Raw genomic sequence first — 17,415 nt, forward strand, 5'->3', positions numbered from 1 at the left:
TCAGATCCACTCCTTGTGCTGCTTCAGCCAGCCACTCATCGCGGCGGCGGACTCGGCACAGCCGAACCGTGCGCGCCAGCCAAACTCATCCGCCATCCGCGCAACCGAGAGCGGTGCGCGATGGGGCCCATGCAGCTTGATGGCGGTCGTCTCTCCGGCCGCCGCGAGCCTGCATTGCAGGCCGGGATTTAGCGCCGCAAAGGTCTTGCCCCATTCCAGCGCCGGCCATAGCCCGCCGCTGGAGATGTTGTAGAGCCGATGGCGTGGCCGCTCCGCTTCAATCAACACTGCCACGGCTTCCGCGGCATCCGGAGCGTAGATCCAGTCCCTCATGCCCGTTTCAGGCATAATTGCTGGCTCGCCGCTGGCAAACGCAGCCAGGATCTGGTACTGGAGACTTGGCGTGTCGCGTACCGAGCCGGGCCGCTCCCATGGACCGAACACGGCGCTCAGACGCACGCTCAGGAAATCGCCGCCAAAGAGTTCGGCATGGCGAGCGACAGAGCGCTCCGAGGTGAACTTGCTGATCGCATAGAACGAGATGGGATCGCAGGGCGTCTCCTCGTCCAGAATGTCGACCCGCCCACCGGATGCGCCATAGGCCGATGCCGACGACAGATTGACGACACGGCGAACGCCATGACGGATCGCCGCGAGCAGGATGGGGATTTGCGCCATCACGTTAATTTCGAGAACGCGCGAGGTCGACGCTCGCTCGAGTTCATCGCCGGCCGTCACCGCCGCGCCCAGCACGATCGCATCGCAGCCCGCGGCAATGAGGGCGTCGATGGTGCCTGCGTCGGTGATATCCCCCTGCACGGCTTTGAGCCGTGCACCGTAGTCAGCAAGCGATCGCCGCGCGGATGGCGGCAACTCCGCGCGGTCATACAGCGTAACGTCATGCCCGCGCGCGAGCAGCACCTCGGCAAGATTGAGGCCGACAAAGCCGGTGCCGCCGAAGATGACGATCTTCATCGCGCGCGATCCACCATCACAGCAGCTTCGCCCCGAAATTCCGCTCGGGATCCATGTCGGCGACGAGCCGCCCCGTCGGCTTTGCCGCCTCGCCGCCGCTGCGCGCCAGGAATTTTCCGCTGCCGGCGGACGCGAGGCACTTGTTGCCGTCGATGATCACCCGGCCGCGCGAGAGAACGCTAACCGGCCAGCCCTTCAGCTTGCGACCTGCAAACGGCGTGTAGCCGGCGAGGTCGTGCATCATCTCGTCGGCGATCACAGTCTCGCGGTTGGGATCCCAGATCGCAATATCGGCATCAGCGCCGACCGCGATCGAGCCCTTGCGCGGATGCAGATTGTAGATTTTTGCCGGCGCGGTCGAAGTCAATTCGACGAACTTTTCCAGGCCGAGCCGACCCTTCGACACCATCGCGTCGAACAGCAGCGGCAGCCGCAGCTCCAGTCCGGGCAGGCCGTTCGCGACCTGCTTGAAGTTCGGATTGGGTCCGGCGCGCAGCTTGCCGGTCTCGTCGTAGCGATACGGCGCATGATCGGACGAGATGGTCTGGAGATCGCCGAGCGACAGCGCCTGCCACAGCGCTTCCTGGTCGGCATGCGTGCGCGGCGGCGGACTGCACATCCACTTGGCGCCCTCGGCGCCCGGCTTGTCGAGATCGTTTGCGGTGAGGAACAGATATTGCGGACAGGTCTCGGCGTAGACCTTCAACCCCTGCCCGCGCGAATCGCGGATCACCTTGGCGCCTTCGGCCGTGGACACATGGAAGATCATGATGGGCTGGTCGATCAGCGCCGCCATGCCGATCAGTCGCGTAAAGGCTTCCGCTTCCGAGACGCGGGCATGGCTGACGGCGTGGTATTTCGGCATGGTGTAGCCGCGCGCAAGCAGGCGCTTCACCATCCAGGCGATGATGCCGTGATTTTCGGCATGGGCGCACAACATCGCGCCGGACTGGCGCGCGGCCAAGAGGATATCGAGCAATGGCTCGTCGTCGACCTTGAGCCGGTCATAGGTCATGAAGATCTTGATCGAGCCATGGCCCTGCTTCACCAGCGCAGGAATGTGCTCCTCGACCGTCTCCTTGGTCGCATCCGCGATGATCATGTGAAAGGCGTAGTCGATCACGGCGCCCTTCTTGGCCAGCGCGTGATAATCCTCCACCACCTGCGGCAGCTTCATGCCGACATGCTGTGCCGCGAACGGAATTACCGTGGTGGTGCCGCCGAAAGCGGCGGAGACGGTCGCGCTCTCGAAGGTGTCGGCATTCATGATGCCGGCCGCGGACAACTGCTCGATATGCGCGTGGCTGTCGACGCCGCCGGGCAGCACCAGCTTGCCGCGTGCGTCGATCTCGCGCTTGGCCGCCGGAAGCCCGCGGCCGATCGCTGCGATGGTCTCACCGGAGATCGCGACATCGGCCTCGAACACGTCGGTCGTGGTGGCGACGCGGCCGCCGCGAATGATCAGGTCGTAAGTGGGTTCAGTCATGAGGCACTCCATGATATGCCTGAGCTACGTGATCGCCATTTCAAGGGAAGACCAACATGCCCCGGCCGCGCATTCTCGTCATCAATCCGAACTCCAACCCTGCGGTCACGCAAGGGCTGGAGGACGCCTTGAAGCCGCTCGGCTTCGAGGGCGGGCCGGAACTGGTCTGCCAGTCGCTGGCCGAGGGTCCGTTCGGCATTGAAAGTCAGGCCGACGTCGACGGCGTCGCCATGCCGCTGCGAAAACTGGTCGAAGGCGACAACAGCTCGGCCGCGTTCGTCATCGCCTGCTACAGCGATCCCGGGCTTCAGGTCTGCCGCGAAGGCACCGACCGGCCCGTGTTCGGCATCGCCGAGTGTGGCGTGCTGACGGCGCTGGCCCGCGCCGAAACCTTCGGCGTCATCGCGATTGCCCAGCGCTCGATCCCACGCCACATGCGCTATCTCAGGCAAATGGGCCTGACAGAGCGCCTCGCCGGCGAGCGGCCGCTCAACATGAGCGTTGCCGAAACCGCCTCGGGCGAAGGCACGCTCGCCAGGATGATCGAGGTCGGCCGCGCGCTGCGCGACGAGGATGGCGCCCGCGCCATCGTGATGGGCTGCGCCGGAATGGCGCGCCATCGCCGTCCGCTGGAAGAAGCGCTTGGCATTCCCGTGATCGACCCGACACAGGCGGCCGTCACCATGGCACTGGGTACGGTGCAGTTCTCGGCTCACTAGGCGTCCTTCAGCTCTTCGGCGTCCTGCCGCGCGAGCCATTGCGCGTGGCTCTCGCGCGCAAGCGCAAACGTATCCCGCTGCGTGGTATAGAGATTGCCGAACATGCGGCCGATCGGCCGGTAGGCCTCGAGATCGACATACATGTTGGCCTCGTCGACGAGGCCCTCTCGGGCATGAACCCTGAGCACCTCACCGACCAGCAGCTCGCGATCGGGCGAGAAATTCAGCACGACGTGACGGCGGCATTCCAGAGCAAATGGTGCAGCCGCAAGGCGCGGCACCTTCACGTCAACTGAGGGAAGCGTCGCAAGCCCGGTCGCCGCGACCTCGCTGTCGCCAGAGGGAAAATCGACCGCGCAATCATTCATCGCGGCAGACAGTGCCTCATCCACCATGTGAACCACGAACTCGCCGTCACGATGGATGTTGCGTGTCGTATCCTTCGGACTGTGATCCGGCTTGTGCTGGAACCCGAGCACGATCAGCGCGGGGCTTTCGGAGAAGACATTGAAGAAGCTGAAGGGCGCGGCATTCACCGCTCCGTTCGCGTCCAGCGTCGTTACCAGCGCGATCGGCCGCGGCACGACCACGCCGCAAAGCAGCTTGTAGCGGTCGCGCGGATCGAGCTCGCGCAAGGAAATGCCGGATGTGCCCTTGTCCGCCATCGGCGTCACTTCTCCGGCGGCGGCACCGCGCCGGTCTGGCTGGTGATCAGGCCGTAATGCTCGATGCGGCGATGCTGGGCAAAATTGAAGATCGTGGTCTTGCCGAACGTCGTGGCGTCGAGATCGCAGGCGTGAACCAGGACTTCGTCGCCCTCCGTCTTGGCCTCGGCGACGATCTCGCCATCGGGATCGACGATCAGGCTGCCGCCGAACAGCGGATGGCCGTCCTCGACACCCGCCTTGGCCACCGCGACCACCCAGGTCGCGTTCTGATAGGCGCCGGCCTGCACCGAGAGACGGTTGTGAAACAGCCGCTTCTCGACGCCCTCCTCGCTCTTCTCCGCATTCACCGACGGCGTATTGTAGCCGATCAGCACCATCTCCACGCCCTGCAAGCCCATGACGCGATAGGTCTCGGGCCAGCGCCGGTCGTTGCAGATGGCCATGCCGATGATGCCGCCCAGCTCGCGCCAGACGTTGAAGCCGAGATCGCCCGGCTCGAAGTAACGCTTCTCCAGATGCTGGTGCGACCGCTTGGTGTCGTAGTCCACATGGCCCGGCAGATGGACCTTGCGATATTTGCCGACGATCTTGCCGGACTTGTCGGTCAGGATCGCGGTGTTGAAGTGATGCCCGTCCGGCGTCAGCTCGGCATAGCCGAAATTCATCGCCATCTGATGCTGCGCCGCACGCTCGAACAGCGGTTTGGTCGCCGCATTCGGCATCTCGCGCTCGAACCAGATGTCGGCCTCCGCCCGGTCCTCCGAATACCAGCGCGGAAAGAACGTCGTCAGTGCCAGTTCCGGATAGACGATCAGGTCGGCGCCTTTTGCTTTTGCCTCGTCCATCAGCGCGATCATGCGCCTGACCACGGCCTCGCGGCTGTCGGCCTTCTGGATCGGGCCCATCTGGGCGGCGGCAACAGTGACGATACGCATCAGCGAGTTCCTGATTTCTTGGTGAGGCTGGGGATCGCAGCTTGAGGGGCGTGCCGGCGCGCGCAGCATAACGCGGTCTTGCGCCGTTTTTCCAGCCAAGCAGCTTTCATGCCGTCCGCCCCCATTCGGCATCCTGCAAAAGCCGCCAGTTGATCTTGTTGCTTGCGGTGCGCGGCAGCTCATCGACGAAGACGACGGCACGCGGCGCCTTGTAGCTTGCCATCGCGCCGCGGGCCCAACCGACGATGTCGTCCGCCGAAATCGTCGCGCGCGCCGCTTCGTCCAGCACCACCAGCGCCTTGATGGTCTCACCGCGGTAGTCGTCGGGGGCCGAGACGATGCAGCATTCCCGGATGGCGCGGTTCTGGTACATCGCGGCCTCGACCTCGGCCGGCCACACCTTGAAGCCGCTGACATTGATCATCCGCTTCAGGCGGTCGACCGCGAAGAAATAGCCGTCGGCATCGCGATAGCCGAGATCGCCCGTGCGCAGGAACCGCTTTCCCGAGAGCTCGATGAAGGACTCAGCGTCGGCCTGTGGCCTGCTCCAGTAGCCTTGCAGCACCTGCGGCCCGTGCACGACAATCTCGCCGACGACATTGTCGTCGAGCTCGATCAAGGTCTCGGGATCGACGACCCTCGCATCGGTCTCGTGCACGGCAATGCCGAGACACTGGCGCTTCGGGGCCGCCATCGGATTGAGATGGGTCGGCGACATCGTCTCGGTCATGCCGTAGCCCTCGACGAAATCGAGGCCGAAGCGGCCTTTGAGTCGTTCGGCCACCGCGGTTGGCATTGCCGCGCCACCGCCGGTCAGCACCTTGAGTTTCGCAAAACACCGGTCTCGGAACCGGACGCTGGCGAGCACATCGACGATCATGGTCGGTGCCGCGTTCCAGAACGTGACGCCGTAGGTCTCGAACAGATCCGGCAGCAGATCCTTGTCCCAGCGCGCCATCAACAGCAGCGTGGCGCCCGTGACCACCGCGGCATTCATCGAGCCCTGCATGCCCGCGACGTGGAACAGGGGCATGAAGCCGGTCATCACGTCGTCGCCGTCGAGCCCATACCAGCGTGCCTGCAAGACGGCCGTGAACAGCGCGCTGCGATGCGTATGCATGCAGGCCTTGGGCTTGCCTGTTGTCCCCGACGTATAGGGCAGGATCATTAGATCGTCCGGCCCCGCGCTCATCGGATCAGGCTGGAAGCCTTTCGTGATCGCAGACGACCAGGAATACCAGCCCGATGACGACGGCACGTCCGCCGGCGCCTCGGTAACGCATGACGGCAGCGTGTAGGGCGTGGCGGCCGGCACCTCGTCGCGATATTGCGCAACGACCGCATACGCGACGACCTCGCCCACCAGCGGCGCGAATATTTCGCTCAATTCGCTTCCAATGATCGCGACCCTGGCGCCACTGTCTTCGGCGAGATACGCGATCTCGGCCGTCTTGTTCATCGGATTGACCGGCACGATCACGGCGTCCGCCCGCATCACCGCGTAGTAGGCGATGACATATTGCGGCGAGTTTTGCAGCGCGATCATAACGCGGTCGCCGCGCTTCACGCCGCAAGCGTTCTGCAGGAAGCTGGCTAAGGCATCGACCCGCTCGCGTAGCTCGGCATAGCTCAGGCTCGCACCATAAAACACCGTCGCCGGATGCGATGGGCGATCCTTCGCCGCACGCGCCAGCGCCTCGTAAAGCGTCCCCTCCGGCATCGCGAGATGCCAGGGCTCGTCCGCCGGCCAGGCCGGCGAGCGGTAGGATGCTGCGGGGTCAGCGCTCACCCGTGCTCCTCGTCTGCGATATCGAGGCCGTGGTCGAGCGCATCCAGCAGCCGCTCGGCTTCGTGCTCGGAGATCACCAGCGGCGGCGCCAGGAACAGCGAGGCCTGCTCGCCGCTGGTGCCGATCACGGCACCCGCCTCCAACGCCCGCTCTGCGACGCGCGAGGCGATCGGCACCTCGGTGGTGTCGGCATGCCAGGCGCGCCAATCCGGGCCGTGCAGCTCCACCGTCCAGTGCAGCCCCTGCCCCGCCACCCGCTGCACGCTCGGATGTTTTTGCGCGATCGCGAGCAGGCGGCGGGTGAACAGCTTTTCGAGCTTCTGGACGTGCTCCAGAATCTTGTCGTCGCTGACGACCTTCAGGTATGCGCTGACGGCGGCCATGCTGATGGGATGGCCGCGCAGCGTGCCGTAATTCTGCCAGCTCGTGCCCTTGAGCCGCTCGACGATGTCTTTCGACACCAGGACCGCCGCGACCGCAGCCGCTCCGCCGCCGAGCGATTTTCCGAGCGTCACGATATCGGGGCGGCTCTCCGCGCCCTGGAAGGCGAACCAGCGGCCTGCGCGGCCTGCGCCGGTGACGACCTCGTCCGCGATCCAGTAGGAACCTGCCTGCCGCGCGCAGCGCGCCACCTCGTCCTGATAGGCATCGTCGTAGTAGATCCCGCCCTGGGTGTAGTCGATGATGGTCGCCGCCGTGTCCGAGAGCAGACGCGTGGCATCGGCCAGATATTCGCTGGGCGGCGTGTTATTGGCCGGCGCGCCGTAGATGGCGCCATCCGGCGCCGGGAGAATCCGCACCGGCGCCATCGGCGCCGGCAGCTTCGAGCCGCCTGCGTGCACCGCGAGGCCGCCGTGCCATTGCGGCTGCACCGTCATGCTGCGCGACAAGCCAGTGATGCCGTGATAGGCGCGCTCGCGCGTCGCCAGCGCAGACCGCTGCGTCAGCGCCTGGCAGAGCGACAGYGCCATGTCGTTGGCCTCGCTGCCGCTGATGCAGAAGCGCACCGCGCCGACCCAATCCTCTTCACCCTTGAACGCGGTCGCCATCAGGTCGTCGGCGGCCTGCTCGCGGCCGACCCAGGTCCAGCCTTCGTTGACAACAGGCGTATCGGCCGCGCGGCGGATCGCCTCCACCATCGCGGGATGGCGATGGCCGAGGCCGCCGCCGGTGTTGCTGCCGTCAATCAGCTTGCGGCCATCGGACAGGTGAAAGTAGACGCCCTCGCCGCCGACGACGGCCATCGGCGCGGCTTCGCCTGCGTTCAACCCGGTTCGCAACAATCTGCTCATCGCAATCCCCTCACTCGGCGGCCGCGGCGCCATAGCCGCCGCCGCCGCACATCTCGATCGTGACGAGATCGTCTTGCTGCAACACCAGGTTCGATTTGCCGTCGATGGCGACGTTCGCGCCCTGCCTGATCAGCGAGATGCGGCAGGCCTTGCCGGCTTCGCCGCCCTGCATGCCGAACGGCGCAATCACCATGCGCTCGATGCAGGTGGTCAGGTGCATCGAGGGTGCGAGGATGCGATAGGTGCGAACGGAGCCGTCACCGCCGCGATGAGCCCCCGCGCCGCCGGACTGCCGGCGAATGGCCTGCTGCTCCAGGCGGATCGCGTAGCTCGCCTCGATCACCTCGACCGGCGTGTTCGACGTATTGGAGAGATGCACGCGCGTTGCCGACATGCCGGCCCGGTCATGCCGCGCACCCTCGCCGCCGCCGTGGACCTCGTAGAGCATTTTCCACGAACCGTTCTGACGCGGCTCGGCAAAGAACAAAACGCCCGCGGTGGTCGCCCCGCCGGCCGACAGACGCTCAGGGATGGTGTCCTGCATCGCGCGAAAAATCGCATCGACGATGCGCATGGACGTCTCGTGGTTGCCGGCGGCAACGGACGCCATCCAGCCCGGCTCTAGGATCGAGCCCGGGCGCGTGATGATGGTCAAAGGCCGGAGCGCGCCCGCATTCTGGTGCATGTCGCGCCCGCTCATGATGCGTGCGGCATAGGCGACAGCTGAGCGCGCCATGAACGGCGTCGTGTTGCAGAAATTGGAGACGCGATCGCAACTGCCGGAGAGGTCGAAGGTCGCCTCGTCGCCGCGAATGGTGATTTTCACATGGATGCGCGCAGGTGCATTGTTGATGCTGCCGTCGTCGAGATAGTCCTCGCCCTCGTAGACGCCGTCCGGCAGGTCGCGGAGCGCCTCCCGCATCTCGATTTCCGAGAGATCGTGCAGGCGCGACTGCGTCGCCGTGAACACCGCCTTGCTGTGCTCGCGGCAGAGCTCGACAATGCGCTTCTCGCCGGCCTTCGTCGCGGCGATCTGGGCGAGCAGATCGCCCTCGCAGGACTCTGGGTCGCGGACGTTGGCCTTGAGCAGCTGCACGATCGGCGTGTTGACGCCGGCCGATGTCGCGATCAGCACCGGCGGAATCCGCATCGCCTCCTGGAAAGTGTCGATCGCCTTGGCAAAATAGCTGCCGGGCCAGGTTCCGCCGATGTCGGGCCAGTGCGCGAGGCTCACCGCGAACGCCACGATCTCGCCGTCGACGAAGACGGGGCGCACCACCTTGACGTCGTTGAGATGATTGCCGCCGAGCGCGCCGACATTGTAGATCAGCACGTCGCCGTCGTTCAGGCTCTCGACCGGAACGACCTTCAAGAGTTCGGGGATCGTGTAAGCCATCGCGCCGAGATGAATCGGGATGTCGCGGCCCTGCCCGACCAGGCCGCCGCGGCCATCCGTGATTGCTGATGAGAGATCGCCGGCCTCGCGCAGCAGCGGCGAGCGCGCCGAGCGCGTCATCACCAGGCTCATTTCCTCGGCCGCGGCCGAGAGCCCGTGCCTGATAACCTCGACGACGAACGGATCGAGCTTCATGCCGCCCTCCGCGTCAGGAACAGATTACCTGATACATCGGGTTTAGCTTGCCAGCCCGGCGGGACCACCACCGTTGACCATGCGTCCTCGATGATCGCGGGGCCGCTGACGACATCGGTCAATTTGGCGCGATCGATGATCGCGGTCGGGATATCGTGGAGGCCGTCGAATGAGCAGGCGCGCTTGCCTGACGACACCGCCCTCACCGCAGTCGCCGGCCGGCTCACCACCGTCGTCGACGGGCGCCGTGCCTGCACGCGCACGGATTCGATGACGCAGGGCTCACTGGTCGCGTAGCCGAACAGTTCGTGGTGCCGCGCCAGAAAGTCCTTCTTCAGCGTGGTCACGTCGAGCGGCAACGTGAACGGCACCGGAATGGCATCATTCTGCGCCGCGTAGCGCATCAGCGCCACCAGCTCGACCTGGATCTCCGCCTCGGCGACACCGTTGGCGATCAGCGGCGCGGAAGCGTCGTCCATCAACGTCCCGATCCGCTCCGACACGCGCGCGAGATCGATACCGTCGAGGGCAGCGCGTAGCGTCTGCTGCTGGAGGAAGCTGAAATCGGCGGTGAGACAACCCAGCGCCGAGAACGCGCTCGATGCGCTGGGCACCACGACCGCTGCAATCCCGTAGAGATCGGCAAGGCCTGCGGCATGCATCGGACCGCCACCGCCGAAGGCGAGCAGCGTGCAGTCGCGGCCATCGATACCGCGCTCGACCGTGACGCGGCGAAGCGCACGGGCCATCGTCGCATTGGCGACCTTGATGATGCCGAGCGCGGTTTCGGTCAGGCTCAGCCCCAGCGAGCACGCGATCGGTTCGATGACGCGTTCCGCTGCCTTGATGTCGATGCCGATGCGGTCGCCAAGCTTGGTCTCGGGATTGAGATAGCCCAGCACGGCATTGGCGTCGGTGATGGTCGGCTCAAGGCCGCCGCGGCCATAGCAGGCCGGCCCCGGCTCGGAGCCGGCGCTCTCAGGCCCGACCGTCAGGCCGCCGGGACCGTTTCGCACGATCGATCCGCCGCCGGCCCCAATGGAATGGACCGCGAGCATCGGCTGGCGCAGCGGCTTGTCGCCGAGCATGCGGCCGTCGGTCATCTCGGCCTGGCCATCGACGATCAGGCAGACGTCCGTCGTGGTGCCACCCATATCGAAGGTGAGCATGCGCGATGTGCCGAGCTGGCGCGCGATGCTGACCGATGCGGAGACGCCGGCCGCGGGGCCCGACATCGCCATCACCAGCGGCCGGCGCTTCACGGCCGAGATCGGGACCATGGCTCCGGCCGAATGAAACACCTGCAAGCCGGCGCCGATCGGCAGCCGCTGCTCCAGCTCGCTGAGATATTCCACCGCGATCGGCATCGCGGCCGCGTTGAACACGGTGGCCGAGGTCCGCTCATATTCGCGAGCCTCGGGATTGACCTCGTGCGACAGCGAGACATGGGCGGCGACGCCCTTGAGCCGTTCGCCGAGCATCTTTTCGTGGACGGGATTGGCATAGGCGTGAAGCAGCGCCACGGCGACGCTCTGCACGCCGGTCTGCTTCAGCCAGGCCACCAGGCGCTCGATCTCGGTCTCGTCCAGCGCCTTCAGCACCCGCCCCTCATGATCGAGGCGCTCGGCGAGCCCAAAGCATCGTTCGGGCGGCACCAGCGGCGGCGATTTCGGCGGAATGTCGAGACGATAGAGATCGCGGCGGCGATAGCGCGCGATCTCCAGCACATCGGCGAACCCTTCGGTCGCGACCAGCGCGACCTTCGGCAGCCGGTTCTCGACGATGGCGTTGGTGACGCGCGTGGTGCCGTGCACGAAGCGCTTGACCTCGCTCTTGCGCAGGCCCACCGCCTCGATCGCCTCCAGCATCGCCTGAACCGGCGCGTCGGGGCGCGACGGCACTTTTGCGATCCGCGCCTCCGCGGAGTCGCGCCTGATCGCAATGATGTCGGTGAAGGTGCCACCGATATCGGTGCCGACTTCCCATTGATTTTCGGAGGAACTCATGTGCGGGGTCAGTTACGGATGACGTCCGAACCGGACGCCGGGTGCTTGCCGTCCATCGCAACGTCCAATGCCGATCCGAGAGCGCTCATCATCATCCCCTGTCATGCCACCGCCTGCGAGCGTGCGACAGAGCGATGGGCTCGGGATAGGGCCAGAGTTGTCGCAAACCACTAGACCAGCGCAGGACCGACATCATGCAGCGCAACACCGGCTGCACGTTTTGGTGCAGCCATGCCCGCGCAGAGAGCACACGAACGCGAACCGTTCCACGCGACAAACGTGCAGCGCACCAAGGATTTCTCCGCGCAAATCGTGACGCCCGCTGCACTGCAATCGGAACACTCAAAAACATCTGTCTAATTTGCAGGCGATTGAACGGCGATGCGGGATAGCCGCATGCCTACGAGCTATGCACGACGGTCGGCTCAGCTTCTCTTTATTGTACGAACAGTAAGAGAGGATATTGCCGGGTCGGATGGTGCGTTGCGGCGACCGCTGCCGATGCGAGCCGCGATTCTCGCAAGCAGCAGCGCGGCGTCCTCGACCCGCAGCCGCCCGTAGCCGAACACCAGGCCCTGCCGCGTCGGCTGCTCCAGAAAGTTTTGCGAGAGCGGCTGGACGTGGATGCCGGCCTGCTTCAGCACCGCGGCCGCTTCTCGGTCGCTCATGCGTGCCTGCATTGCTTCAGTGAACAGCGCCACCAGATGCAATCCGGTGACGGCGGAGGATACGGTGAGATCGTCAGGCATCAGCGCTGTGATCGCATCGATCAGTGCCTTCCGGCGTGCGGCGTAGATCCGCCGCATCCCGCGCAGATGCCGCAGCAGGTGCCCTTCCCGCATGAACTCGGCCAGCGCGAGCTGACCGATGCCGGAGGTGTGCACATCGATGCGCGCGCGGCCCTTGGAAAAGCCCTCGACGAAATGCCTGTTGGCGACGATGTAGCCGAGCCGCAAATTCGGCATCATGATCTTCGAGAAGGTGCCGAAATAGATCACCCGCCCCTCGCGATCGAGCGAGCGCAGCGAGGCGATCATGCTGTCCTGGTGCCTGAACTCCGAATTGTAATCGTCCTCGATCACCCAGACGTCGTTCTTGTTGGCCCAGTCGAGCAGCTCGAGCCGCCGCTCCAGCCCCATGCTGACGCCGAGCGGATATTGATGCGACGGCGTGACCACGATCAGCTTCGCACCCGGCGCGCGCCTGATACCTTCGGAGACGACGAGGCCCTTGTCATCGACGGGAATTGGAACGAGCTTCGCGCCGGCGGCCGTGAGCGCCCACCGGGCCTCGACGAAGCCGGGCTCCTCGACCCACACCTCGTCGCCGGGATCGAGGATCATCCGGCTGCAGAAATCAAGCGCGCCCGATGTGCCTGAGGTGACGACGACCTCTTCCGGCGAGCAGACGAGCCCGCGCACCGAGCCGAGGAAGTTCGCGATCTCGCTCCGCAAGCGCGGATGGCCCTCCGAGGGAAGATCGAGACACTCCTGCTCTCTTGGATTTTGCCAGGACTGGCGCAACAGGCGCGACCAGTCCTTGAATGGGAAGGTCGAGATGTCAGGCGCGCCCGGGCTGAATTCCGACGGCCAGTTGGTCTCGTAGTCGAAGGCAAGCAGCGAGCGCCAGCGCTCCGACATGTGGGCGGGCTTGGGCGCGGGCGACGTCGCGGATGAAGGCGCGGCATGTGGGGTCGCCACTGACGCCACCATGACACTGCCGCGCGGCATCGATTCAAGATAGCCCTCGGCGTAGAGCAGATCCCAGGCGGTCAACACTACCGTGCGCGAGCAGCCCAGTTCGCGCGCGATCTCGCGCGAGCCGAGGAACTGCGTTCCGGCCGGAAAGGTGCCGCGCAAAATGCCGTCGCGGATGTGCGCCGCGATCTGCAGATGCAGCGGCACCGCCGAATTCCGGTCGATATGCATCCCGGCAAGGGACACGCGCTTGCTCGGGTGACGGCTGTTGTCCATGTCTCGCCCGTCAGGCAACGCAGGTCTATCCAGCGTCATTCCGGGGCGCGCCACTTGGCGCGAGCCCGGAATCCATTTCCCCTCTTTGCGCGCGGCGCGATGGATTCCGGGTTCGCGCTTCGCGCGCCCCGGAACGACAACGCGCCTCTTCCTTACGCGCTCGCCTGGGTCACGAACTTCGTGTTCAGGTAACCCTCGATCGCCTCGAGGCCACCCTCGGAGCCGAAGCCGGAATCCTTGATGCCGCCGAACGGCACTTCCGGCAGCGCGAGGCCGTGGTGGTTGATCGACACCATGCCGCTCTCGATGTCGGAGCCGATCGCCTGCATCGTTTTGGTCGAGGTCGTGTAGGCATAGGCCGCAAGGCCGTAAGGCAGGCGGTTCGCCTCGGCCACCACCTCGTCATAGCTGCGGAACGAGGTGATCGGCGCAAGCGGGCCGAACGGCTCCTCGTTCATGATGCGGGCATCGCGCGGCACGTCAGTGATCACAGTCGGCTCGAAGAAGAAGCCTTCGTTGCCGATGCGCTTGCCGCCGGCCTGCACCTTGGCGCCGCGCTGCACAGCGTCGGAGACCAGACCTTCCATGGCGTCGACGCGTCGCGGGTTCGCCAGCGGACCCATGCGGGTGTCCTTGTCGAGGCCGTTGCCGACCTTGAGGCTCTTGGCGGCCGCGACGAACTTGTCGACGAAGGGCTGATAGACGCTCTCATGCACCAGGAAACGCGTCGGCGAGACGCAGACCTGGCCGGCGTTGCGGAACTTGTTGGCCGAGAGGATCTTGGCGGCGTTGTCGAGGTCCGCGTCCGCAAACACGATCGCCGGCGCGTGGCCGCCGAGCTCCATGGTGACGCGCTTCATGTGCAGGCCCGCGAGTGCGGCCAGATGCTTGCCGACCGCGGTCGAGCCGGTAAAACTGATCTTGCGGATGATCGGGTGCGGAATGAGATATTCGGATACTTCCGACGGCACGCCGAACACCAGCTGGACGACGCCGGCCGGAATGCCCGCGTCGGCATAGGCGCGCACCAGCTCCATGCAGCTTGCCGGGGTTTCTTCCGGGCCCTTGACGATGATCGAGCAGCCGGCGGCAAGCGCGGCCGAGATCTTGCGGACCGCCTGGTTGATCGGGAAATTCCAGGGCGTGAACGCGGCGACCGGGCCGACCGGCTCCTTGGTCACGAGCTGGGAGACGTTGCCCATCCGCGGCGGCACGATGCGGCCATAGGCGCGGCGGGCTTCTTCGGAGAACCAGTCGATGAGGTCGCCGGCGAGCATGGTCTCGCCCTGCGCTTCCACGACCGGCTTGCCCTGCTCCATGGTCATCACGGGTGCGATCTCGGCGGCGCGCGAGCGGATGATGTCGGCGGCCTTGCGCATCAGCTTGTAGCGGTCGAACGGCGAGGTCTTGCGCCAGATCTCGAAGCCGGCCTTGGCGGCCTCCAGCGCGCGGTCAAGGTCCTGGCGCGAGGCGTGCGGGGTCTTGCCGATCGGCTGGCCGGTGGCGGGGTTGAGGATGTCCTCCGACTTGCCGGAGGTGCCGTCGGTCCACTCGCCGGCGATGAACATCTGAACTTTCGGGTACATCCCTGGTGTCTCCTGCATGATTTCGGCGGCGATCAGCATTGGCGCCCGACCGCCTAACAAGTGGGCGCAGAGCTACACCGAAAGGCGGCCGGCGAAAAGGGATCAATGATGTCGCAGCAGCACGAGGATGGTATGCGCAACAGACGACATGGCGTCGTCCCGATGCGATTATTTTTCCGTCACACCAGGCTCGACTTGCCGCGGCTGAGCACCTCGCCCGCGCCCTTGTCGCCGACGATCTTGCCCTGCTCGTACACCACGCGGCCCCGCGCGATGGTGGTGACAGGCCAGCCGGTGACGTCAAAGCCCTCCCACGGCGTATAGTCCGCGCCGTGGTGCAGGTCGGCCTGCCGGATCGGCTTCTTCAATTTGGGATCCCATAGAACGACGTCGGCGTCGAAGCCGACGCCAATCGAGCCCTTGCGCGGATAGAGACCGTAGATCCGCGCATGATTGGTCGCAGTCAGCTCGACGAATTTCTGCAAGCTGATCCGCCCCTTCGACACGCCCTCGGAGAACAGGATCGGCAACCGGGTCTCGACGCCGGGGATGCCGTTCGGCACCCAGCGGAACGAGGTGCGGGAATTCGGCGTCAGCTTGCCCTTGGGATCGTCGTAGCGGAACGGGCAGTGATCGGACGAAAAGGTTTGGAACACGCCGGTGGTGATGCCTTCCCAGATCGCCTGCTGGCTTTCGGCATCGCGCGGCGGCGGCGAGCAGACATACTTTGCGCCTGACATGTCCATGTTCAGGCCTTTCATGTCGTCGGCCGTCAGCGTGATGTATTGCGGACAAGTCTCGGCATGCACCGGCAATCCGCGCTGCTGGGCCCAGCGCACCTGCTCCATCGCCTCGCGCCCGGAGACGTGGACGATCATGATGGGAACGCCGATCACCTCGGCATGGCTGATGGCGCGATGCGTCGCCTCGCGCTCGACGGCCTGCGGCCGCGACACGCCGTGATAATAGGGCGCGATATGGCCCTCGCGTTCGAGCTTGGCGGTGAGGAAACGGATCGCGTCGTAGCCCTCGCAATGGACCATGACCAGCGCCTCCTCGCGGCGCGCGACGTCGAACACTTCCAGCAACTGCTTGTCGCTGAGCACGAGGTCGTCATAGGTCATGAACACCTTGAACGAAGTGTAGCCATCCTTGACGAGAGCCGGCAGCTCCCCGAGCACGACTGCGGTGGGGTCGGAGATGATGAGGTGGAAGGCGGTGTCGATGTAGCACTCGCCCTCGGCGAGCTTGCGGTAGTTCTCGACGCAGGTGCGCAGCGACGTCCCCTTCTCCTGGAGCGCGAAGGGCAGCACCATGGTGTTGCCGCCGGCCGCCGCCGCGCGCGTTGCCGAAGCAAAATCGTCGGCCATCACGACATCGGGTCCGGAGGCCTGGGAGATGTGGACGTGGCTGTCGATCCCGCCCGGCAGCGCCAGCAGACCTGTCGCGTCGATCTCGCGCGCCGCACCTTCAATGCGGTCGGCGATGTTGACGATGCGTCCGTCGCGAATGCCGATATCGGCGCGAAACTCGTCGCTGGCCGTCACGATGGTGCCGCCGCGAATGGCGAGATCGAGCTGCGTCACAGGAGGGCTCCGTCACTTGATGATCGCGGATGTCTGGAAGATCCGGCCCCACGCCGCAAGGGCCGCGATGTCGCCACCGGCGAGTTCGAGCGTCCGCCACAGCGTGACCGCGACCGAGTCCAGCACGGCGATGCCCAACTCCCGTTCGAGCGCGGCCGCCAGCGCGGCGCCGTCGAGATTGGTGCAGAGAATGACGACGGCATCGGCGCCGTCCGCCGCGACCGCGCGGATCATGTCGGCGATCGTCGCGGGCGTGACTCACCGAAGGAACAATTATCGCGCAGGCCGAGATGCCGCTCGGCATGAGGGGCGATCCCCTCCTCGGCCCAGACTTCGCCGATCCGCCGTTGCACGTCGTCCGTATAGGGTGAGACCAGGCCGACGCGTCCGGCGCCGAGCGCGCGGACGGCGTCTATACAGGCGAGCGTGGAGGTCGTCGCCGGGACATCGGTCCGCGCCGCGATCGCCTCGCACAGGCTCCGGTCGCGGCCGATACCGAGCCAGCTTGCCGACGTGCCGTTCCAGGCAATGGCATCGACCCTGGCATCCGCCAGCAGATCCGCCGCCGGCAGCATCACCGAGGCATCGAACTGGTTCAGCGCCGCGGCATCGAGCGCGATCTCGGTAACGCGGAAGCGCGAGAAATGAGCGGTGACGCCGGCCACGCCATGCAGCATGGAACTGGTGACGGGCTCCAGCACCGAGTTGGACGACGGGGTCATCATGCCGAGACGCTTGCGCTGAATTGACATCGATCACGATCGCCCCATTGAGAGAGCGCACCGCGGCGCCCCCCTCGGACGATCATC

Annotated in this window: 12 protein-coding genes and 1 pseudogene; 1 reads left to right on the plus strand and 12 read right to left on the minus strand. The window is 65.7% G+C overall.

Annotation, left to right across the window (positions count from 1 at the left end; genetic code table 11):
* Positions 1-975 carry an NAD-dependent epimerase/dehydratase family protein gene (locus tag AC1DW2_RS09415; protein ID WP_477005833.1) on the minus strand — a complete coding sequence of 325 codons (975 nt, stop codon included), beginning with the start codon at positions 973-975 and terminating at the stop codon, positions 1-3.
* Between the two features lie 16 nt (positions 976-991).
* Complete coding sequence (gene hydA, locus AC1DW2_RS09420) at positions 992-2,461, minus strand: dihydropyrimidinase (RefSeq protein ID WP_477005834.1); 1,470 nt, start codon at positions 2,459-2,461, stop codon at positions 992-994.
* A gap of 56 nt (positions 2,462-2,517) precedes the next feature.
* Between hydA (AC1DW2_RS09420) and AC1DW2_RS09425 the strand changes: the two genes are divergently transcribed.
* Positions 2,518-3,180, plus strand: coding sequence for an aspartate/glutamate racemase family protein (locus AC1DW2_RS09425; RefSeq protein WP_477005835.1), 663 nt, complete (start codon positions 2,518-2,520; stop codon positions 3,178-3,180).
* On the opposite strand, the gene AC1DW2_RS09430 is transcribed toward AC1DW2_RS09425, so the two are convergent.
* The 10 genes and pseudogenes from AC1DW2_RS09430 to AC1DW2_RS09475 form a co-directional block, all read right to left on the minus strand.
* On the minus strand, positions 3,177-3,845 hold the full coding sequence (locus tag AC1DW2_RS09430) for a flavin reductase family protein (RefSeq protein ID WP_477005836.1): 669 nt from the start codon (positions 3,843-3,845) through the stop codon (positions 3,177-3,179). The genes AC1DW2_RS09425 and AC1DW2_RS09430 overlap by 4 nt on opposite strands.
* A gap of 5 nt (positions 3,846-3,850) precedes the next feature.
* A complete protein-coding gene (locus AC1DW2_RS09435) occupies positions 3,851-4,783 on the minus strand; it encodes an N-carbamoyl-D-amino-acid hydrolase (protein ID WP_028148445.1) in 933 nt (310 codons plus the stop codon).
* A 106-nt stretch (positions 4,784-4,889) separates the two neighbouring features.
* Positions 4,890-6,572, minus strand: a complete 1,683-nt coding sequence (locus AC1DW2_RS09440; protein WP_071915440.1) for a long-chain-fatty-acid--CoA ligase — start codon at positions 6,570-6,572, stop codon at positions 4,890-4,892.
* Positions 6,569-7,864 (minus strand): class-III pyridoxal-phosphate-dependent aminotransferase, encoded by a 1,296-nt coding sequence (locus tag AC1DW2_RS09445; RefSeq protein ID WP_477005837.1) that lies wholly within the window; start codon positions 7,862-7,864, stop codon positions 6,569-6,571. Before AC1DW2_RS09445 ends, AC1DW2_RS09440 begins: the two co-directional genes overlap by 4 nt.
* A gap of 10 nt (positions 7,865-7,874) precedes the next feature.
* Complete coding sequence (locus AC1DW2_RS09450) at positions 7,875-9,455, minus strand: hydantoinase B/oxoprolinase family protein (RefSeq protein WP_477005838.1); 1,581 nt, start codon at positions 9,453-9,455, stop codon at positions 7,875-7,877.
* Complete coding sequence (locus AC1DW2_RS09455; RefSeq protein WP_477005839.1) at positions 9,452-11,461, minus strand: hydantoinase/oxoprolinase family protein; 2,010 nt, start codon at positions 11,459-11,461, stop codon at positions 9,452-9,454. The genes AC1DW2_RS09450 and AC1DW2_RS09455 overlap by 4 nt, the downstream gene beginning before the upstream one ends.
* Before the next feature lie 425 nt (positions 11,462-11,886).
* Positions 11,887-13,434: a MocR-like pyridoxine biosynthesis transcription factor PdxR gene (gene pdxR / locus AC1DW2_RS09460; protein WP_477005840.1), complete on the minus strand. Its 1,548-nt coding sequence runs from the start codon at positions 13,432-13,434 to the stop codon at positions 11,887-11,889.
* Positions 13,435-13,586: 152 nt separating this feature from the next.
* Positions 13,587-15,020 (minus strand): NAD-dependent succinate-semialdehyde dehydrogenase, encoded by a 1,434-nt coding sequence (locus tag AC1DW2_RS09465; RefSeq protein ID WP_477005841.1) that lies wholly within the window; start codon positions 15,018-15,020, stop codon positions 13,587-13,589.
* Positions 15,021-15,199: 179 nt separating this feature from the next.
* Positions 15,200-16,606 (minus strand): dihydropyrimidinase, encoded by a 1,407-nt coding sequence (gene hydA / locus AC1DW2_RS09470; RefSeq protein WP_477005842.1) that lies wholly within the window; start codon positions 16,604-16,606, stop codon positions 15,200-15,202.
* A 12-nt stretch (positions 16,607-16,618) separates the two neighbouring features.
* Positions 16,619-17,358, minus strand: a pseudogene (locus AC1DW2_RS09475) (maleate cis-trans isomerase family protein).
* Positions 17,359-17,415: the final 57 nt, after the last annotated feature.

It is taken from the genome of Bradyrhizobium sp. P3_C3 (assembly GCF_056402655.1).